14 protein-coding genes and 1 pseudogene are annotated in these 19,179 nt (G+C 73.7%); 8 read left to right on the plus strand and 7 right to left on the minus strand.

Annotated features, from left to right (window positions below):
• Positions 1-38: 38 nt before the first annotated feature.
• Positions 39-1,160: a sensor histidine kinase gene (locus BM385_RS00325; protein ID WP_026047054.1), complete on the minus strand. Its 1,122-nt coding sequence runs from the start codon at positions 1,158-1,160 to the stop codon at positions 39-41.
• Positions 1,157-1,759, minus strand: a pseudogene (locus BM385_RS00330) (response regulator); the annotation flags it as partial. The gene BM385_RS00325 and the pseudogene BM385_RS00330, both read right to left, overlap by 4 nt.
• A 211-nt stretch (positions 1,760-1,970) precedes the next feature.
• Between BM385_RS00330 and BM385_RS00335 the strand changes: the two are divergent.
• Together BM385_RS00335 and BM385_RS00340 are read left to right on the plus strand one after the other, a co-directional pair.
• Positions 1,971-3,212: a DUF418 domain-containing protein gene (locus tag BM385_RS00335; protein ID WP_093841830.1), complete on the plus strand. Its 1,242-nt coding sequence runs from the start codon at positions 1,971-1,973 to the stop codon at positions 3,210-3,212.
• Positions 3,213-3,426: 214 nt separating this feature from the next.
• On the plus strand, positions 3,427-3,642 hold the full coding sequence (locus BM385_RS00340; protein ID WP_026047056.1) for a DUF397 domain-containing protein: 216 nt from the start codon (positions 3,427-3,429) through the stop codon (positions 3,640-3,642).
• A 119-nt stretch (positions 3,643-3,761) separates the two neighbouring features.
• On the opposite strand, the gene BM385_RS00345 is transcribed toward BM385_RS00340, so the two are convergent.
• Both BM385_RS00345 and BM385_RS00350 read right to left on the minus strand, forming a co-directional pair.
• Positions 3,762-4,880: an ADP-ribosylglycohydrolase family protein gene (locus BM385_RS00345; protein WP_093841831.1), complete on the minus strand. Its 1,119-nt coding sequence runs from the start codon at positions 4,878-4,880 to the stop codon at positions 3,762-3,764.
• On the minus strand, positions 4,877-7,489 hold the full coding sequence (locus tag BM385_RS00350) for a bifunctional FO biosynthesis protein CofGH (RefSeq protein WP_093841832.1): 2,613 nt from the start codon (positions 7,487-7,489) through the stop codon (positions 4,877-4,879). The genes BM385_RS00345 and BM385_RS00350 overlap by 4 nt, the downstream gene beginning before the upstream one ends.
• A 158-nt stretch (positions 7,490-7,647) precedes the next feature.
• Between BM385_RS00350 and afsR the strand changes: the two genes are divergently transcribed.
• The 3 genes from afsR (at position 7,648) to BM385_RS00365 (ending at position 11,447) form a co-directional block, all read left to right on the plus strand.
• A complete protein-coding gene (gene afsR / locus BM385_RS00355) occupies positions 7,648-10,575 on the plus strand; it encodes an SARP-family global regulator AfsR (RefSeq protein ID WP_175542882.1) in 2,928 nt (975 codons plus the stop codon).
• A 172-nt stretch (positions 10,576-10,747) separates the two neighbouring features.
• Entirely contained in the window at positions 10,748-10,942 is a 195-nt protein-coding gene (locus BM385_RS00360) for a hypothetical protein (protein WP_093841833.1), read from the plus strand.
• Positions 10,943-11,114: 172 nt separating this feature from the next.
• Positions 11,115-11,447, plus strand: coding sequence for a hypothetical protein (locus BM385_RS00365; RefSeq protein WP_093841834.1), 333 nt, complete (start codon positions 11,115-11,117; stop codon positions 11,445-11,447).
• A gap of 290 nt (positions 11,448-11,737) precedes the next feature.
• On the opposite strand, the gene BM385_RS26930 is transcribed toward BM385_RS00365, so the two are convergent.
• Positions 11,738-13,360, minus strand: coding sequence for a hypothetical protein (locus BM385_RS26930; protein ID WP_093841835.1), 1,623 nt, complete (start codon positions 13,358-13,360; stop codon positions 11,738-11,740).
• A gap of 182 nt (positions 13,361-13,542) precedes the next feature.
• On the opposite strand from BM385_RS26930, the gene BM385_RS00375 reads away from it, so the two are divergent.
• A complete protein-coding gene (locus BM385_RS00375) occupies positions 13,543-14,124 on the plus strand; it encodes a hypothetical protein (protein ID WP_093841836.1) in 582 nt (193 codons plus the stop codon).
• A gap of 27 nt (positions 14,125-14,151) precedes the next feature.
• Here BM385_RS00375 and BM385_RS00380 read toward each other — a convergent pair whose 3' ends face one another.
• On the minus strand, positions 14,152-14,655 hold the full coding sequence (locus BM385_RS00380) for a hypothetical protein (RefSeq protein ID WP_139275124.1): 504 nt from the start codon (positions 14,653-14,655) through the stop codon (positions 14,152-14,154).
• A 26-nt stretch (positions 14,656-14,681) separates the two neighbouring features.
• On the minus strand, positions 14,682-17,036 hold the full coding sequence (locus tag BM385_RS00385) for a serine/threonine-protein kinase (protein ID WP_175542909.1): 2,355 nt from the start codon (positions 17,034-17,036) through the stop codon (positions 14,682-14,684).
• A gap of 213 nt (positions 17,037-17,249) precedes the next feature.
• Here BM385_RS00385 and BM385_RS00390 point away from each other — a divergent pair, with 213 nt between their 5' ends.
• Together BM385_RS00390 and BM385_RS00395 are read left to right on the plus strand one after the other, a co-directional pair.
• Positions 17,250-17,900, plus strand: a complete 651-nt coding sequence (locus BM385_RS00390; RefSeq protein WP_026047058.1) for a TetR/AcrR family transcriptional regulator — start codon at positions 17,250-17,252, stop codon at positions 17,898-17,900.
• 103 nt (positions 17,901-18,003) lie between these two features.
• Entirely contained in the window at positions 18,004-19,167 is a 1,164-nt protein-coding gene (locus BM385_RS00395) for a flavin-containing monooxygenase (RefSeq protein ID WP_175542883.1), read from the plus strand.
• The last annotated feature ends 12 nt before the right edge of the window (positions 19,168-19,179 follow it).

Consider the following 19,179-nt stretch of genomic DNA (forward strand, 5'->3'; position numbering starts at 1 on the left):
TCGCGCACAGGACTGCCGAAGGTGTGCGTGGGCCGGTTTCAGTCGGGTCGGGCGGGGGCGCGCAGTTCGACCGCGTAGCCGCCTTCCGGTGTGGGTCCGGCGGTGAAGGTGCCGTGCAGCAGTTCGGCACGTTCGCGCAGGCCGATCAGGCCCTGGCGGGAGCTGGGCAGGGCGACGGCCGGGCGGGCGGGTGCTGTGTTGGCGATGGTGACGCCGTAGTGGCGGGCGTCGTGCCACAGGCGCACCTCGGCGCGGGCTCCGGGGGCGTGCTTGCGCACGTTGGTGAGGGCTTCCTGGATCGTGCGGTAGACGGTGCGTTGGGCGGTTGTGCTGATGTCGGCCGGGAGTTCGCCGGTCAGGGTCGTCTCGATGCCGCTGTTGGCGATCAGTTGCCGGAGATCGGCGAGGGTGGGCTGGGGGGCGAGTTCGGTTTCCTTGCCGCCCGAGGCGCGGAGCAGGGTGACCATGTGGCGCAGTTCGTCGAGGGTGTTCACGCTCAGGGAGCGGATGGTGCGGGCGGCCTCGCGGGCGTCGGGATCTCTGGAGGCGACCTGCAGCGCTCCGGCCTGTACGGCGATGAGGCTGACCTGGTGGGAGACGACGTCGTGCATCTCGCGGGCCAGCTGGGCCCGCTCCCGGGCGAGCACGGTCTGGGCATGCAGGGCGCGTTCGTGTTCCCGGGCCTCTTCGGCCTCGCGGAGCCGGCGCGCCACATCGTGCCTGGCCTGCACGAGTTGGCCGAACAGGACCGGGGCGATCGCTGTGGCGAGTGTGTACACGAACTGGATGAGCGTCCAGGTCCGGTCATCGGTGAACGTGTCGGCCGGCGGCCAGAAGAGGGTGCCCGCCGCCGCTTGCAGCAGGGCGCAGCCGGCCAGCAGACGGCGGTCGCGGGTGGACGCGGCCAGGGTGTACAGGGCGGCGATCGGCGCGACCGCCACGTCCATGAAGACGGTCATGGGCAGCGTCAGCAGGAAGACGGTCAGCGGAAAGCGCCTGCGCAGGAACAGCCCCGCGCTGCCGATGGCGACGCAGGCCCACACGAGGGGTACCCCCTCGCCGAAGAGGTTGATCCAGGCGTCGAGCACGGCGAGCACGACGAGGCCCGAGTCGACGGCCCGGGGCGGCACCCGCCTCCACAGGGTCCGGCCCGTGCTCATCGCCCGTTGTCCCGTGGCGCGTCGCCGCCGTTCCCGCTGAGCAGTCCGGCCCGCTCGGCGAGCAGGGCCGCCTGGACACGGCTGGACACCCGCAGCTTGGTCAGGATCGAGCTGACGTGGTCCTTGACGGTGCCCGCGCTCAGATGGATGCGGGTGCCGATGTCGGCGTTGGACAGTCCCTTCGCGATCAGGACGAGGACCTCGCGTTCCCGGTCGCTGAGCAGGGCCACGCGCGCCACGTCCGCGTCCTGCGGTGCTCCTGCCCCCGGATGGCCGCGCAGCAGGGCACGTGAGGCTTTCGGGGACATCACCACCCCGCCCGCGGCCAGGGTGTGTACCAGCTGGACGAGCTGTTCGGGCTCGGTGTCCTTCAGCAGGAAGCCGGCGGCCCCCGAGCGCAGCGCGGTCAGGACGTACTCATCGGTGTCGAACGTGGTGAGCATGGCCACGTGCGGTGGCTCGGGCAAGGCCTGAATCTGCCACAGGAGGGTGAGGCCGTCCACGTCCGGCATGCGGATGTCCAGGAGCACGACGTCCGGCGTCTCGCGGCGGATCACGTCAGCCGCCTGCGCCCCTTCCGCGGTGGCCACGACCCGTACGCGGCGGAAGGCACTCCGGCTCCCGTACGGAGATCGTTTGCTGCCGAGCGTACGTCCGCGACGGCGCGCGACGGCGCGATCGCGGAGGGACGCCCGCCACCCGGCAGGCCCGTTCCAGCCGCTCGGGGGGAGCGCTCCGGCCCGTCGACGGGGTGGTCACCGAAGGCTGCCGGATGGTCCGCCTCCCCGGCCCGCCAGGAGGTTGGTCCCCATGACCTCTACGCAGCCGCCGTACCGGACAGCAGTGCCTGTGGAGCACTCCCCTCCGCGGCCCCCGACCGCGCCCGAGACCGCTCCGACCGGTGTGTCGCCGGGGCGTCTGGTGGGATTGGACGTGGCCCGCGCACTGGCGGTCTTCGGCATGTACATCGTCCACATCGGGCCCGCTCTGTCGGCCACGGACGGTGTCGGCAGCTGGGTGCGGTACCTGGCCGACGGCCACTCCTCGGTCCTGTTCGCCACCCTCGCCGGGTTCTCGCTGATGCTGATCGCGGGCCGCAGGGAGCCGAGGACCGGCCTGGCCGGCCGGCAGGCGAAGGCGCGGATCGCGATCCGCGCCGTGGTCCTGCTGGTGCTGGGCACCGTCCTGGCGATGGAGTACGGGGGCGTGATCATCCTCGCCTTCTACGGCGTCTACTTCCTCCTCGCCCTGCCCCTGGTGCGGCTGAGCGCCGGGACGCTCGCGGTGATCGCGGGCGGGCTGGCCCTTGTCGCACCGCAGCTGGCGTTCGTCCTGCAGTCGGTGCTGAGCGAGTCCGTCCAGCAGACCGTCAACGCCTACGACCCGCTCAAGGCGCTCAGCGATGTGGGGGTGCTGGATCTGCTGCTCACCGGCTTCTACCCGGCGATCACCTGGATGCCGATCGTGGTCGCCGGTATGGCGCTGGCCCGCCTGGACCTGACCGCCACCGCCGTCCAGTGGCGCCTGGCCGTGCTCGGCGCCGCTCTCACCGTGGCCGCGTACGGCATGTCCCTGCTGCTGGCGGGCAAGGACGCTCTGCGGAGCATGGCGGAGGACGGGAAGTCGTCCGTCGGCTCCGCGCCGGAGTCTTTCGGCAGCGGATCCTTCGAGGGCCACGGGGCGGCCTCGGATCTGCTCTCCGCCGGGCCGCACAGCGGCACCACGTTCGACATCATCGGCAGCGTGGGCGTCGCGATCCTCGTGATCGTGTGCGCGACGGTGCTGATGGACCGTCTGCCGCTCCTGCGCCGCCTGGCGAAGCCGGTCATCGCCGTGGGCACCATGTCTCTGACGGCCTACGTCGGCCACTTCGTCGCGCAGTCCGTGATGGGCGTGGCGGCGGGCGAAAGCAGCCAGGAGTCGTGGGTGCCTGTGCTGATGTTCATTCTGGGGGCGACCGTGTTCGCCGCGGTCTGGTCCCGGTTCTTCCGCCGCGGACCGCTGGAGTCACTGCTCAACGCCGCCACCGGGCCCGCGAAGTACGTCCGGTGAGACCGGGCCGGGGCGGCCCCGGGGGACGCAGCCGGGAAAGCGCGGATTGTAGGGTCAACTGCCCATGCGGTAAAGAGAATTACGCGCTCATCATTCGGTCGGGTGAAGCTCTCCATCGGGTGTCCGGCCGGACGAGTACGGTCGCTCCGACGCGCCGCCGGATGATCACCAGCGGCGCTCCCCACCCCCACCGGGAAAGAGAGCCGGAGCAGCCATGGCAATGAAGCAGGGCACGACCCGCACCTGGACGAAGTCCTCCTATTCCGGCGGCAACGGCGCCTGTATCGAGGTGAGGTCGGACGCACCCGCTCTGTTCAGCGTCCGGGACTCCAAGGTGCCCACCGGGCCGCGGCTCGGGTTCGGCGCCGGGACGTGGACCGCGTTCGTCGGCGCGATCGGCCGGGCCCACTTCCCGCCGCCCTCCCGCTGACCACCCCGCCCCCGCCTCCCGCCTCCCGCACCCGCACAGCGCCGCGCCCGCACCCCTCGCGTACGGGCGCCCTCCCGCTCCCACCCCCACCACGCCGGGAGGGCGTCCGTACTCCCGGCTCAGCCGCGCGGATAGCGCTCCAGCCAGGCCGCCGACGACTCACCGGGGCCGTGCAGCGCCGGCCCCTGCGTCATCTCCAGCGCGAAGTCGTCCGCCAGTTCGGCGATCGACGCCCGCCCCTCCAGCTCCACCAGCCAGCCCGGCGGTAGCGCCGTCTCACCGTGCAGCGCGCCCAGCAGATTGCCGCACACCGACCCCGTCGAGTCCGAGTCGCCGCCGTGGTTGACCGCCAGCAGCAGCCCGTGCTCCATGTCCTCGGCCACCAGCGCGCAGTAGACGCCGATCGCCAGCGCCTCCTCGGCCACCCAGCCCTCCCCGAGCGCCGCCACCCGCTCCGGGGACGGCATCCCCTGCCGCACCGCGCCCAGCGCCCGCTGCAGCGCGTCGGTGGTCTCCTCGTGGTCCGGCCAGCTGCTCAGCTGCGCCAGCGCCTTCTGCACCGCCGCGTCCAGGCCGTCCCCGCGCACCAGCGCGTGGACGATCGCCGCGAACGCGCCCGCCGCCAGCCGGCCCGTCGGATGGCCGTGCGTCTGCGCCGCGCACTCCACCCCCAGCTGGAACACCAACTGCGGCTCCCAGCCCACCAGCAGCCCGAACGGCGCCGAGCGCATCACCGTGCCGCAGCCCTTCGAATCCGGGTTCTTGGGCTTCTCCACGGTGCCCATCACCTCGTCCGCCAGACCGCTCAGACAAGCGTTGCCCGGCGCCCGGCGCGCGTACAGCCACTCCTGGCGCGCCAGCCAGCCGTCCCCGGCCCGCCGCTCGTCCGGGCCCCACTCGTGCTGCGTGCGGTACCAGCGGCGGTACGCGGCGTGTACGTCGGTGGGCGGATGCCAGGCGCCGGTGTCCCGCCGCACATGGGCGCGGATCAGCCCGTCCACCGTGAACAGCGTCATCTGCGTGTCGTCGGTGACCGCCCCGCGCCGCCCGTACGCCGGGACGTAGTCCCGTACCCCGTGCGGGCCGTGCGTCGCGCGGATCGCCTCCAGCGCGTCGAACTCCACGCCCGCGCCCAGCGCGTCACCGATCGCCCCGCCGAGCAGACAGCCGCGCACGCGGGAGCGGAACTCCTGCTGCTCCGCGCGCCCCCATATGGCGCCGGCGACCGGCGCCGTCACCGGCCACCACCGGTGCCCGTGCCCACCACCGGCAGCAGCGCGGGCAGCTTCCCGTCGCCCGCCTCGGCCGCCGCCGCGCGCTCCGCGCCCACCGGACCGTACAGCGTGGTCCGCGGGCGCGACGGCCGCCCGGCCGCCTCCGCGATCGCCCGCAGATCCGTCACCGAGCGGTACGAGCCGTACGACGACCCGGCCATACGGGAGATGGTCTCCTCCATCAGTGTGCCTCCCAGGTCATTGGCGCCGGATCGCAGCATCTCGGCGGCGCCCTCGGCCCCCAGTTTCACCCAGGAGGTCTGGATATTGGTGACGTAAGGGTGAAGGAGCAGCCGGGCCATCGCCGTGACCGCGCGGTTGTCGCGGGCGGTCGGCCCCGGCCGGGCGATGCCCGCCAGATAGACCGGGGCGTTGGTGTGGATGAACGGCAGCGTCACGAACTCGGTGAAGCCCGCCACCCCCTTCTCCCGGTTGGCGCGCTGGATACCGGCGAGCGTCCTGAAGTGGCCCAGCCAGTGCCGTGGGCTGTCCACATGGCCGTACATCATGGTGGACGACGAGCGCAGCCCCACCTCGTGCGCGGTGCTGATCACCTCCACCCAGGTGGCGGCCGGCAGCTTGCCCTTGGTGAGGATCCAGCGCACCTCGTCGTCCAGGATCTCCGCCGCCGTGCCCGGGATCGAGTCCAGGCCCGCCTCCTTGGCCGCGATCAGCCACTCCCGGATCGACAGGCCGGTGCGGGACGCCCCGTTGATGACCTCCATCGGCGAGAACGCGTGCACATGGATCCCCGGCACCCGCCGCTTCACCGCGCGCACGATGTCGAAGTAGGCGTCACCGGGCAGATCGGGATGGATGCCGCCCTGCATGCACACCTCCACCGCGCCCACCTCCCACGCCTGGGCGGCGCGTTCGGCGACCTGATCCAGGGAGAGGGTGTACGCGTCGGCGTCGGTGCGGCGCTGCGCGAAGGCGCAGAACCGGCAGCCGGTGTAGCAGACGTTGGTGAAGTTGATGTTCCGGGTGACGATGTACGTCACCTCGTCCCCGACCACCTCGCGCCGCAGCTCGTCGGCGGTGCGGCACAGCGCGTCCAGCGCCGGGCCCTCGGCGTGCAGCAGCGCCAGCGCCTGCGCGTCGGTCAGCCGGGTGGGATCGGCGGCGGCCACCGACAGAGCGTCCCGTACGTCCGCGTCGATCCTCTCCGGCACCATGCCGGGCGCCGCGGCCTCGCGCAGCGCGGACCAGTCCCCGTACACCTCGTCGAAGTCGGTACGGCGGTCCCCGGTCCGGCCCGCCGTGTCGATCTCCCGGTGCAGCGCGGTGCGGCCGGAGGCGGTCAGCGGCTCGTCCGGCTCCTGCCAGGGCAGTCCGGCGGGCAGCGCGTCCGGCCGGGCCAGGCCGGTGTCCGGATCGGCGAGCGCGCGCACGTGCGGCAGCACCCGGGGGTCCAGCCACGGCTCGCCGCGCCGGATGAACTCCGGGTAGACGGTGAGCCGTTCGCGCAGCGCGAAGCCGGCCGCCGCGGTGCGGGCGGCCAGCGCGTCGATCACCGGCCAGGGGCGTTCGGGGTTGACGTGGTCGGGGGTGAGCGGCGAGACGCCGCCCCAGTCGTCGATACCGGCCCGGATCAGCAGCGCGTACTGCTCGTCCACCAGGTTCGGCGGCGCCTGGATGCGGGCGGCGGGCCCCAGCAGCAGCCGGGCGGTGGCGATGGTGGCGGCCAGCTCCGCCACCTCCGCGTCCGGGGTGCCGCGCATCGCCGTGTCCGGCTTGGCGCGGAAGTTCTGCACGATGACTTCCTGGATACCGCCGTAGGCGCGGGAGATACGGCGCAGCGCGAACAGCGCGTCGGCGCGCTCCGCGTACGTCTCCCCGATGCCGATGAGCAGCCCGGTGGTGAACGGGACGTTGGAGCGGCCCGCGTCCTCCAGGACGCGCAGCCGGACGGCCGGCTCCTTGTCGGGCGAGCCGTGGTGCGGGCCGCCGGGCTCGGACCACAGCCGGGTCGCGGTGGTCTCCAGCATCATGCCCATGGACGGCGCGACCGGCTTCAGCCGCTGGAAGTCGGTCCAGGTCAGCACGCCCGGGTTCAGGTGCGGCAGCAGCCCGGTCTCCTCCAGCACCCGGATCGCCATGGCGCGCACATACGCGAGGGTGTCGTCGTACCCCTCGGCCGCCAGCCACTCCCGGGCCTCCGGCCAGCGGTCCTCGGGCCGGTCCCCCAGCGTGAACAGCGCCTCCTTGCAGCCCAGGGCGGCGCCCCTGCGCGCGATGTCCAGCACCTCGTCCGGGGACAGGAACATGCCGTGACCGTCACGGCGCAGCTTGCCGGGCACGGTGACGAAGGTGCAGTAGTGGCAGCGGTCCCGGCACAGCCGGGTGAGCGGGATGAAGACCTTCTTGGAGTAGGTGATGACCCCGGGGCGGCCGGCCGCCTCCAGACCGGCGTCCCGCACCCGTCCTGCGGCGGTCGCGAGCCGTTCCAGATCGGCGCCGCGAGCCTGGAGCAGCACCTCGGCCTCGGCGGCGTCCAGAGCCACCCCGTCCCCGGCCCGGCGCAGCGCGCGCCGCATCGCGTTGGCTGTTGGTCCCTGCGCGCTTTTCGTCATTCTTCGAGCATACGAGCGGCACCCGGCCGAATCGGCGGGAAACTCCCGTGCTCCGCAGGGGATGTCTAACCCACTCCTTATCGGGGAGAGTTCAGACCGATAGACTCCAACGTTCGCCCGAGCAGCGGTTCACGAGCGGTTGAGAAGCAGAGGACACCATGGCCGAAGGCAAGGGGATCCCGGTGCGCACGTCCGCCTTGCGGTTCGCCGTGCTCGGCCCGCTACGGGTCAGAAGCGGTGAGACCGACCTGCCGACGGGGAGCCCCCAGCAACGGGCCCTGCTGGCCGCACTGCTGCTGCGCGGCGGGAGTACCGCCACCGCGCAGGAACTCGTGGACGCGATATGGGGCGAGACACCGCCGCAGCAAGCGGTGGCGGCACTGCGCACCTACGCCTCACGGCTGCGCAAGGCGCTGGGCACCCGCGCCGACGTCCTGGTCAGCGAACTGGGCGGGTACGCGCTGCGCCGCCGCGAGGACGACGAGCTGGACAGCGACCGGCTGGCGGAACTGGCCGCGCGGGCCGAGGCGGCGGCCGGTGCCGGCGATCTGACCCGGGCGCTGGAGCTGTACGGGGCGGCGCTGGACCTGTGGGACGGCGAGACGCTGGCCGGTGTGCCGGGCCCGGACGCCGACCTGCACCGCGCCCGGTTCTCCGAACAGCGGGTGGTGCTGCTGGAGGCCCGGCTGGGCGTCGCGCTCCAGGCCGGGCTGCACACCGAGTCGGTCTCCGAACTGACCGCGCTGACCACCACGTACCCGCTGCGGGAGAAGCTGCGCGAGCTGCTGATGCTGGCGCTGTACCGCAGCGGCCGGCAGGCGGAGGCGCTGGCGGTGTACGCGGACGCGCGGCGTGTCCTCATCGACGAACTGGGCGTGGAGCCGCGCGCCGAACTGTCGGAGCTGCAACAGCGCATCCTGAGCGCCGACGCCACGCTCGACCAGCCGGCGGACGTCCCGCAGGGCGCGCCCGCGCTGGTACGTCCGGCGCAGCTGCCCGCCGCCGTACCGGACTTCACCGGGCGGGCGGCGTTCGTCCGCGATCTGGGCCGGGAGCTGGCGGCCTCCGGCGGCGGGGTGATGGCGGTCTCGGCGGTCGCCGGGATCGGCGGCGTCGGCAAGACGACGCTGGCGGTGCAGGTGGCGCACGCGGCGCGCGAGCACTTCCCGGACGGGCAGTTGTACGTCGATCTCCAGGGCGCCGGGGCCTCCCCCAGCGAGCCGGAGGCGGTGCTCGGGGCGTTCCTGCGGGCGCTGGGGGTGGCGGACTCCGCGATCCCCGACGGTGTCGCGGAACGGTCGGGGCTCTTCCGGTCGCTGCTGGACGGGCGGCGGGTGCTGACCCTGCTGGACAACGCGCGGGACGCCGCCCAGGTCCGTCCGCTGCTGCCGGGCACGCCGGGGTGCGCCGCGCTGGTGACCAGCCGGATCCGGATGGTGGACCTGGCGGGCGCCCACCTGGTGGACCTGGACGTGATGAGCCCGGAGGAGGCGCTCACGCTCTTCACCCGCATCGTGGGACACGAGCGGGTCGGCGCGGAGCGGGACGCGGCGATGGACGTGGTGGGGGCGTGCGGATTCCTGCCGCTGGCCATCAGGATCGCGGCGGCCCGGCTGGCGGCCCGGCGGACCTGGACGGTGTCGGCGCTGGCCCGCAAGCTCAGCGACGAACGGCGGCGGCTGGACGAACTCCAGGCCGGCGACCAGGCGGTGGCCGCCACCTTCGAGCTCGGGTACGGGCAGCTGGAGGCCGAACAGGCGCGGGCCTTCCGGCTGCTGGGCCTGGCCGAGGGCCCGGACATCTCGGTGGCCGCCGCGGCCTCCCTGCTGGACCGGGACCTGCACACCACCGAGGACCTGCTGGAATCCCTGGTGGACACCTCGCTCCTGGAGTCGGCGGCCCCCGGCCGCTACCGCTTCCACGACCTGGTGCGGCTGTTCGCCCGGGCCTGCGCGGAACGCGACGAACAGCCCCCGGCGGAACGGGAGGCCGCGCTGGCGCGGCTGCTGGACTTCTACCTGGCGACGAGCGCGAAGGTGTTCGCCCTGAAGCGGCCCGGCGGCCGGCTGGTGGAGAACCTGGAGACGACGTACCAGCCGGCGGCGGAGTTCGACAGCGACGAGCAGGCCCAGGACTGGCTGTTCGCCGAGGCGGGCGGGCTGCTCAGCGCCGCGCAGTCGGTGACCACGTCCCAGCGGGTGCGGTCGGCCGCCGACCTGCTGCTGGTGGCCCGGGGCCTGGCGGAATCGGGCGCGTACTCGCGGCAGTTCGTCGTGGCCTGCGAGGCGGTACTGGAGGTCGCCCGGCGGCGGGACGACCCGCACGCCCAGGGGCGGGCCCACTTCGCCCTGACGCTCGCGCACAGCCTCGCGGGCCGGTTCGAACTGGCCGACGAGCACGCGCAGCACGCCATGCTGCTGGGCGTGGCGGCGGAGGACCCGGTGGTGCGGACACAGGCGCCGACCGAGCGGGGGATCATCGCCTCGTACCAGGGGGACAACAAGGCGGCCGAGAGCTACTTCACCGAGGCCCTGGCGGCCTTCCGCGAGGAGGGCAACCAGGCAGGGGAAGCCAGCGCCCTCAGCAACCTGTCGCGGGCGCTGGGCGCCCAGGGGCGGGCGGAGGCGGCTGTCGAGGTGGCCAGGCAGGCCCTGACGATCTACCGGAGTCTGGGATCGGTGCTGCGGCTCGCCAACGGCCACTACGCGCTGGGGATGGCCCTGAGCCGGCGCGGAGCGCACCACGATGCGCTGCGTGAGTTCACCGCTGCCCTGACCATCTTCGAAGGCAACCGGCAGCCGCTGTGGGTGGGAATGACCCTGCTGCGTCAGGCGGAGTCGCTGCTGGAGACCGGTGGCGCGGCCGAGGCGGCCGTCAAGGCGGAGAACGCCCTGACCCAGTTGCGGGACATCGGCGGGGACTGGCGCCGTGGGCTGGTACTGACCGTTCTCGGCCGGGCGCTCGACTTCACCGGGCACTCCGACCGGGCGAGGGCCTGCTGGGAGCACGCCTTGAGGTTCTTCGAGGAGTCCTCCAGCCCCGAAGCCAAAGAGGTCCGCAACCTTCTGACGTCCACGAGCGTCTGACTCAGACGAACCGGCAGTACCACCGGCATCACGTCGGGCGTTCAGCAAACATTTATCTCCGGCTGACATCTTCTGTGGCGGCAGCCGGAACGGGGGATGCCGGGCAGGCCGCGCGTACCGCAGGGGGGATGGCGGTGGCCTGCTCTCACCAGCACAAAATGGGGAGATGAACATGACCAATGTCAAGCCGCTGGCCGACAACCGCGTCACGGGGGATCCCACCGTTCTGGAGGACAGCCACATCACCTCCGAACCCAAGGGTGGCAAGGTCAAGCCGCTCGAGGACAGCCACATCACCTCTGAGCCGGCCGGTGGCAAGGTGAAGCCGCTCGAGGACAGCCACATCACCTCCGAGCCCCTCACGTAACCGCCCTTCCAGCAACCACGGACCGGCTGTGTGCCAGCGCATCGCGGCGCGCGGCCGGTTCTTGCTGTGCCGAGGAGGGCACCTTCCACATACGGCCCCACCCGGGGTGGGTGACACCACGGGCAGGGGACTGACGGGGGAATCATCCGTTCACCGATATCAGGAGGCACGTATGACCTTCACGAAGAAGGTGTTCTCGACTCTCGCCCTCGCCACCGCGGTCGTCGGAGGAACCGCGGCCCAGGCGCTGGCGAGTGACGCGCACGTCAACGCCCCGACCGGTCAGCACCGCATAGCCGAGGCCCCCCTCGAGGACGGGCACATCACCGGCGGCCAGGTCCTCGAGGACGGCCACATCACCGGTGTCCAGCCCTTGGAGGACGGCCACATCACGGATGTCCGCCCGCTGGAGGACAACCACATCACCGACGTCCGGCCCCTGGAGGACGGCCACGCCACCGGCATCCGCCCCCTGGAGGACGGCCACATCACCGGCGCCGGGTGACGGCGGATCCGACCGGTCCGCCGGCCGGCTGAGACGGCCGGCCGGACCGGTGAGGGACGGGCCCTTCGGGGCCCGTCCCTCGCGTTTAGCGGTCGTTTATGAGGGGCTGTCATGCTCATACATGTCCGGCCGCACAGGGGTGCGCGGCCGGTCTCCAAGGGGGGATCTGTTCGGCGGTCGCGGGGGAACCGCTGAACAGATCCGGTGCCGATCGGCCCGGGTGGCGTGGAGGGGGCGCCATCCGGGCCGTTCTTCTGTGGGGCTCTTCCGTGGGACGTGGGACGGCCCCCTTACGGCACGTACACCGTGACGGCCGGCGGGCCGGCGTCCACCGGGCCGAACTCCAGCAGTTCGCGGGCGAAGATCCGCCCCCGGCCCGCCGGGTGGAACCCGGACTCCTCGGCGACGGCCGGCGCGGCGGACGGCGGCAGCGCCAGCACCTCGGCCTCTTCTCGCAGCAGCGGCCCCAGGGCGCTCCCGGCACCGATCCGGGACGGCTCGCCGTCGGTCAGCGTCACGGTCAGCGCCGCGTAGCCGGGGCCTTCCGCGCGTTCGCTCACCGGCAGGCTGGTGAGGACCAGGGTTCCCGTCCTGCGGTCGCCGTCGTCGGCCGCCCACACCGTCTCGGCCGACAGCCGCTTCTCCAGCCAGGCCGGCAGGTCGAGCCCGCCCGCCTCCGGGGTGCCGCGCGGCACCCCGTGCAGGACGGCCACCTGTGCCCCGGACTCCTCGATGCCGGCCAGCACCTCGTCGGGCGGTGTGCCCGTCACCTCCCAGTTCAGCAGCCGGTACATGCCGCCCGCCGTGTCCACCGGCAGCGGGTCGGCCGCCGGGCGGGCGGCCCCGGCCAGCGGGGGCACGGCCAGCAGCACGCTGGCCGCCACGACCGGGCCGAACGGCCGCAGCAGCCGGGCCGGGCGTACCGACTCCCCCGCCGCCCAGCCGAGCCCGATCGCGCCGGCCACCACCAGCCAGGGGCCGGGCACCAGCACCAGCGCGCAGCCCACCCCGCAGCCGGCGCCGGCCAGCGCCAGGTCGGCGAGCGCGCCGTGTCCGGTGGTCGCCGTGCGCTCCCAGGCGGTCAGGGCGCGGCGCACCACGTACGGCAGCACGGCCAGGGCCAGCAGCGCCGCCGGGGCGGCGACCGGGGAGGGCAGCAGCGCGAACGTGACGGCCAGCGGCAGCGCGATCGGCACGCCGCGCGGCAGCGGGACGGACAGGGCGGCGACGCCGATCGCGGTGCCGAGCGTGATCCACACCCCGGCCAGGGTCACCGGTATCCCGGCCCAGACGGCGAGGAACGCCGGGGAGCCCAGCACCGTGTACAGGCCGAGGGCCGGTCCCAGCAGTGCCACCTGGATCCCGCCGCCCCGGGCGGGCGGCGGGGTGCCCTGTGCGGTGGCCCAGGCGCCCGCGGCCAGCGAGCCGGTCAGGACGAGCGCGAGGACGGTGGCGAGCGCGCCGCCCCGCCACAGCGGGTCCCACAGGTCGCCGAACAGCCGCAGGGTCACATCGGCGGCCACCGCCAGCGCGAGAGCGCGCGCCACCCGCCCGGCGCCGTCCTCGGCGGCGGCGGACAGCCGGCGCACCAGCAGGACGAGCGTGGCCAGGGCGACGGCGAGCGTCACCCCGACGAGGGGGGCGACCCGCAGCGGCTCCGCGATCAGCAGGGTCCACAGCGCGGCCAGCGCGCCGAGAGCGGCGGGCAGGGACCGCCGGGGGCCCAGCCACCACGTCAGCGGCCCGGCCACGGCGGCGGCGGCCACGGCCGGCAGCAGGACGGGCAGCTCGGCGGGGGACGCGCCGACCACGGTCAGCGTCAGCCGCACGAGAGGAAGGGTGACCAGCGAGACCACGGCGGTGATCAGGGTGAGCGCGGTGGGCGTGGCCCGCGCGGTGGTAAAGGGCACCATGGCCGCTGACCCTAGCCGGTGCGGAGCGGTGCCCATCCCCCGAGGTCAGCCCCCGGGGTCGGCTTCCGGCGGCGGGGCCCGGCCCCGTCAACGGGGCGCGGAGGGCGGTGAGTCGGCCAACCGCCGGGGCGGGCGGTTCCGCCCCGGGTGCGAGAAGGCCCGAACCGGCTTACGGTCGAGAGATGATACGCAACGTGTTCGGGGCCGTGCTCGCCGTCCTCGGGGCGGCAGCGGTCCTTCTCGGTGTCTTCCAGGACTGGTACGGGTCTCGCACCGGCCGGTCGTTCCGGATCACTCAGCTCTTCACGGACGTCGGCATCACCGGGGACAAGGCGGCGCTCTTCAACGGCCTGTTCCTGGTGATGCTGGTGGCCGCGGTGATCGCGGCGCTGGCGCTGGTCTTCCGGTCGGGGTGGCTGGCGCTGCTCGCCGCCGTGCTGGTGCTCGGGTTCACCATCCTGTGGATGGTGCGGCAGTACCAGATCGCCGACAGCCTGACCTTCGGCGAGGGCGGCCTCGGCTGGGGCTGGGCCAGCACCATGATCGGCGGTGTTCTGCTGCTGCTCTCGGCCGCGGCCATGTTCGGCGCCGGTGGCGCGGGGGCCGGGCACGGCCGGCACGCGCGTCCGCGCCGTGGCCGGTACGAGGAGCCGGAGCCCGGGCACGGCGAGGTCGTCGAAGGCCCCTGGGACACGGGCCAGGCGCCCCCGCCCCGGCACCACCCCGGTGAGGGCGAGGGCGGCCGGGGACGGGACGCGGCGTAGCCGCCGCCCCGCCCCCGGCCGGGCGGCTCAGCCGATACGGATCAGGCTGTCGATGTAGCCGCCCCAGGCCTCACCGTCCCAGCCGATGTAGAGGCGGTTGCCCTCCGGGCTCAGCTCCAGGGTGCCGCGGACCCGCTTGGTGTTCTCGACCTCGCAGTCCAGCTCGATGACCGGTTCCGCGCTGTCCGGCTCGGACACCGTGCCGGGGCAGCTGAGCGGGCCGGTGGTCTCCACCGTCCCGCCGGTGATGGTCAGGGTCTCGATGTCGTTGTCGTCGACGATCGACTCCCAGACGCCGTCGAGACCGTCGCCCTCGATGGAGCGTGCCTCGTCCTCGGCGTGCTCCCGCGCCCGTTCGGTCTCGTCCGCGTCGCCGTCCGCGCCGTCGCCCTCGCCGGCCCCGGTCTCCTGCTGCTCCTGCTGCTGGTCGTTCTGCGCGTCGCCGTCACCGTCGTCGCTGCCGCAGGCACTCAGCAGGAGCACGGCGGCGGCAGCCGCCGCCGTCAGTCGCGCTGTTCCTCGTATGCGCATGTGGTCCCCGTCGGTCCCTTCACTCGTCAGCCTTGTCGTGTTCCCCTTGCGGCGTCCAGCGCGTACACGCAGTGGTCCTTGCTGCACGCGAACACCACACCTTGCGAGACCGCCGGGCTGCCCGTGATGGCGCCGCCGGTCTCCAGCTTCCAGCTGAGCCGCCCGCTGCTGGCGTCCAGCGTGTACAGACAGTGGTCCTCGGAGCCGAAGTGCACCCGCCCCTCGCTCACCACCGGGCTGCCGACGATCGAGTCTCCGGCCGCGAACCGCCAGCGCGGGGTGCCGCTCACCGCATCCAGGGTGTACATGGCGGTGCCGCTGCCGAGGTGGACGAGCCCGTCGGCGATCACCACGGCCTCGGTGGACTGCCGCGCCTCGGTCGCGATCCGCCAGCGGTCGTCGCCGGTGGCCAGGTCCAGCGCGTAGACGGTGCCCAGGTAGTCGGTGAAGTAGATGCCGGCGGCGCGGGAGGACGGCGGCTCGTAGGCGGGCGGCGCCAGGATGGCCGCCGGGGTGTCGAACCGCCAGCGCTCCGCGCCGGTGGCCGCGTCGAGCGCCAGCACCCGGGAGCCGGCCGCCACGTACACCGTCCCGTCGTCGGTCGGGCATATCCGGACCGGGACGCCGCCGGTGGCGGTGGCGTCGCCCACCGGGTAGCGCCACAGCTCGCTGCCGGTGCGCGCCTCCAGGACGTACAGCTGGCCCTCTCCCCACGCGTAGACCGCGCCGCCGTGGATGAGGGGCGCGGTCTCCCGGGTCTCGAAGTCGGTGTGCGCGCCCGACAGCTCCCACAGCTGCTCGCCGGTGCCCGCCTCCCACACCTGGACGCCGCCGCCGCGGGTCGCGGTCAGGACGGTGCCGCGCTCGGCGCGCAGCCCGTAGATCCACCCCTCGGTGGGCACCCGCCAGCGGTCGGAGCCGTCGGTGGCGTCCAGTGCGTACAGGCTCGGGCCGTCCGAGGCGAGCACCTTGCCGCCGGTGACGGCCATCGACCAGGCGACCTCGCGGGTCTTGAACTGTCTGCGTCCGCTGGCCACGTCGAGGGCGTGCACCTCGAAGGAGGTGACGTACAGCAGCCCGTCGCGGACCAGCGGGGTGCCCCACAGGTCGTTGGTCATCCGGAACCGCCACGGGCGCCAGTCCGCCGGCACCACCGCGGGTGCCGGCAGGGGCGCGGGCTGCGGCGCGGCCACCGGGGCGGGCGGCCGGGGGCCCGGGCCGATCGGCAGCTGGGATCCGGCGAGCCGGATCGTGGCCTGTTCCCTGACCTGTTCCCGGACCTGGACCTGCACCGGGGCCGGCGGCTCCTCGGCCGGCGGCGGGGGCGGGGTGGACGGCGGGGGCGGCGGGGTGGCCGGCTCCTCGGCCCGCGACGGTACGGACGCGGGAACGGACGGCGGCACCGACGGCGGTGGGGGCGAGGGCACCGGCACGGGCGAGGACGGCGAGGCGGGGCCCTGGACCGGCGCCGGCGTACCGCGCCCGCGGTGCCGCCGCTCCTCGATCAGCGCCACCGCCCCGGCGGGCAGCCACGCGGACGCCGAGCCGCTGTCGTCGTCCCCGGAGGAGGCGAAGAGGTGCGGTGCCAGCTGTGCCTGGAGGTCGGCCGGGGTGGGCCGGTCCTCCGGCTTGGAGGTCATCAGGGAATCGATCAGCGGGCGCAGCTCGTCGGGCAGCCCCTCCAGGTCGGGGCCCTCGCGCAGCAGCATGAAGACGGTCTCCACCGGGTTCGCGCCGTGGTAGGGGGCGTGTCCGGTGGCGGCGAAGACCAGGGTGGAGGCGAGCGAGAACACGTCCGAGGCGCCGGTCACCCCGCGGGAGTCCCTGGCCTGCTCGGGCGACATGTACGCGGGGGTGCCGACCGCGACGTTGGTGAGGGTCAGGCGGGTGTTGGAGACACCCGAGGCGATGCCGAAGTCGATCACCCGGGGGCCGTCCTCCACCACCAGGACGTTGGACGGCTTCAGGTCGCGGTGCACCAGGCCGGCGCCGTGGATCGACTGGAGCGCCTCGGCGATGCCGGCGGCCAGCCAGCGCACGGCCTGCGGCGGCAGCGGGCCGCACTCGCTGACGATCTCCTCCAGCGAGGGGGCGGGTACGTAGGCGGTGGCCAGCCACGGCACGGCGGCGCGGGGATCGGCGTCGACGACGGCCGCGGTGTAGAAGCCGGAGACGGCGCGGGCCGCCTCGACCTCGCGCGTGAAGCGCACCCGGAACAGCTGGTCCTCGGCCAGTTCGGTGCGGACGGTCTTGATCGCCACCCGGCGCCCGGATGCCGAGCGGGCCAGGTAGACCAGCCCCATGCCGCCGGACCCGAGCCGCCCCAGCACCTCGAACGGCCCGATCCGCCGTGGATCGTGCTGCGTCAGCTGCTGCACCATCGTGCTGGACACCTCCCCGTAGGTACGCTCGTTCGTTCGTGCCGCCCCCGAGCAGCATCTCATTGCTCCACGGCACCAGCGGACCTTCGAGCCGATTCTTCCCTCCGCCACTGACAGTGGCGAATCCGGGGCCGGATAGGCCGCGCGACCGCACCGATACCCGTTCGGACGCGGCCGGATCGCGCCGTTCGGACACGTCGATAAGCTGACGGCATGACAGGACATGTAACGACTGTGGACGGCCGGGTGGCGGGCCGCCGCGGGCAGGCCACCCGGCAGAAACTGCTGGACTGCCTGGGCAAGATGCTGTCCACCTCCCCGTACCGCGATGTCAGGGTGATCGACGTGGCGCGCAAGGCGGGCACGTCACCGGCCACGTTCTACCAGTACTTTCCGGACGTCGAGGCGGCCGTGCTGGAGCTCGCCGAGGTGACGCTGCGCGAGTCCGCGTCGCTGTCCGAGCTGGTGGCCGGCCGCTCCTGGACCGGCAAGGCCGGCCGGCAGACCGCCGAGGAACTGGTGGACGGCGTCCTGGCGTTCTGGCGCCGGCACGACGCGATCCTGCGGGTCGTCGATCTGGCGGCGTCCGAGGGCGACCGGCGGTTCGTGCGCATCAGGACCCGGATCCAGGGCGCGGTCGTCAAGCCGCTGGCCGAGACCATCGACGGGCTCCAGGCGCGCGGGCGCGGCAGCGGCGGCGGCATCTCCTCGGCGGCGCTGGCCGGTTCGCTGGTCACGATGCTGGCGGCGGTCTCCGCGCAGCCCAAGAGCCTCCAGTCGCTGGGGGCCAAGCAGACCGATCTCAAGCCGGCGCTGACGACGCTGGTGCACCTGGGCGTGACGGGCAGGAAGCCGGCGGCCTGACCGGCGTCGCGGGGAGCGTGACGGCGCGGGGGCGCCGGCCGGCCGGTTCCTGTCTCCGCCGGACCCGGTGTCGCCGCCGACCGTTCTGCGTATCCTCAACGCCATGTCCACGCCCACGTCCGAACCTCTGTCCCCGGTCCACGTCATCGGCGCGGGGCCCGGCGGGCTCGCCGTCGCGGCGGCGCTGAAACAGCGCGGCATACGCGCCGTCGTGGTCGACAAGGCCGGTGATGTCGGCGCCTCCTGGCGCGGCCACTACGACCGGCTCCATCTGCACACCACCCGCCGCTGGTCGTCCCTGCCCGGGATGCCGATCCCCCGGTCCGCCGGGCGCTGGGTGGCCCGTGACGACTTCGTGCGCTATCTGGAGCGGTACGCCGTCCACCACCAGCTGGATCTCGCGGCCGGGGTCGAGGTGTCCCGCGTGGAGCGGGACGACAGCGCCTCCCCGGGCGGCTGGACGCTGCTGGCCAACGGCGGCCGGAAGCTGCGTGCCTCCGCCGTGGTGCTGGCCACCGGGTACAACCACACCCCGTTCGTGCCGCCCTGGCCGGGCCGCGAGGGGTTCACCGGCGCGTTCCTGCACGCGCACGCCTACCGCAACCCGGGCCCGTACGCCGGCAAGGACGTGCTGGTAGTGGGGGTCGGGAACACCGGCGCGGAGATAGCCGCCGACCTGGCCGGGAAGGGCGGCGCCGGCCGGGTCAGGCTCGCGGTGCGCACCCCGCCGCACATCCTGCGCCGCTCGACGCTCGGCTGGCCGTCCCAGGCCAGCGGGGTGCTGGTCCGGCGGCTCCCGGCGGGCCTGGTGGACCGCATGGCCCGTCCGGTGGCCCGGCTGCTCCCCGATCTGGCGCAGTACGGGCTGCCGCGTCCGGCCACCGGCCTGTACACGCGGGCGCGGGCGGGCGCCATCCCGGTGCAGGACGTGGGGCTGATCCGGGCGGTGCGCAAGCAGAAGGTGCAGATCACCCGCGCGGTGACCGCGTTCGACGGGGAACGGGTCCTGCTGGCGGACGGCACCGCGATCACCCCCGAGGTGGTGATCGCCGCCACCGGCTACCGGCGCGGTCTCGAACCGCTGATCGGGCACCTGGGGCTGCTGGACGGGGCGGGGAAGCCGGTGGTGCACGGGAAGGAGACGCACCCCACGGCGCCCGGTCTGTACTTCACCGGGTTCACCAATCCGATCAGCGGCATGATCCGGGAGCTGGCCAGGGACGCCCCGCGGATAGCGGCGGCCATAGCGCGCACCCGGCGGGGCTGAGAAGAGGGCGGG

The sequence above is a fragment of the Streptomyces harbinensis genome, assembly GCF_900116145.1.
In the GTDB taxonomy this organism is placed as follows: Bacteria; Actinomycetota; Actinomycetes; order Streptomycetales; family Streptomycetaceae; genus Streptomyces; species Streptomyces carpaticus.

Coding starts and splice junctions, on each gene's coding strand:
- BM385_RS00325 (WP_026047054.1), bottom strand. CDS start 1,160: ATGAGCACGGGCCGGACCCTGTGGAGGCGGGTGCCGCCCCGGGCCGTC.
- BM385_RS00335 (WP_093841830.1), top strand. CDS start 1,971: ATGACCTCTACGCAGCCGCCGTACCGGACAGCAGTGCCTGTGGAGCAC.
- BM385_RS00340 (WP_026047056.1), top strand. CDS start 3,427: ATGGCAATGAAGCAGGGCACGACCCGCACCTGGACGAAGTCCTCCTAT.
- BM385_RS00350 (WP_093841832.1), bottom strand. CDS start 7,489: ATGACGAAAAGCGCGCAGGGACCAACAGCCAACGCGATGCGGCGCGCG.
- afsR (WP_175542882.1), top strand. CDS start 7,648: ATGGCCGAAGGCAAGGGGATCCCGGTGCGCACGTCCGCCTTGCGGTTC.
- BM385_RS00360 (WP_093841833.1), top strand. CDS start 10,748: ATGACCAATGTCAAGCCGCTGGCCGACAACCGCGTCACGGGGGATCCC.
- BM385_RS00365 (WP_093841834.1), top strand. CDS start 11,115: ATGACCTTCACGAAGAAGGTGTTCTCGACTCTCGCCCTCGCCACCGCG.
- BM385_RS26930 (WP_093841835.1), bottom strand. CDS start 13,360: ATGGTGCCCTTTACCACCGCGCGGGCCACGCCCACCGCGCTCACCCTG.
- BM385_RS00375 (WP_093841836.1), top strand. CDS start 13,543: ATGATACGCAACGTGTTCGGGGCCGTGCTCGCCGTCCTCGGGGCGGCA.
- BM385_RS00380 (WP_139275124.1), bottom strand. CDS start 14,655: ATGCGCATACGAGGAACAGCGCGACTGACGGCGGCGGCTGCCGCCGCC.
- BM385_RS00385 (WP_175542909.1), bottom strand. CDS start 17,036: ATGGTGCAGCAGCTGACGCAGCACGATCCACGGCGGATCGGGCCGTTC.
- BM385_RS00390 (WP_026047058.1), top strand. CDS start 17,250: ATGACAGGACATGTAACGACTGTGGACGGCCGGGTGGCGGGCCGCCGC.
- BM385_RS00395 (WP_175542883.1), top strand. CDS start 18,004: ATGTCCACGCCCACGTCCGAACCTCTGTCCCCGGTCCACGTCATCGGC.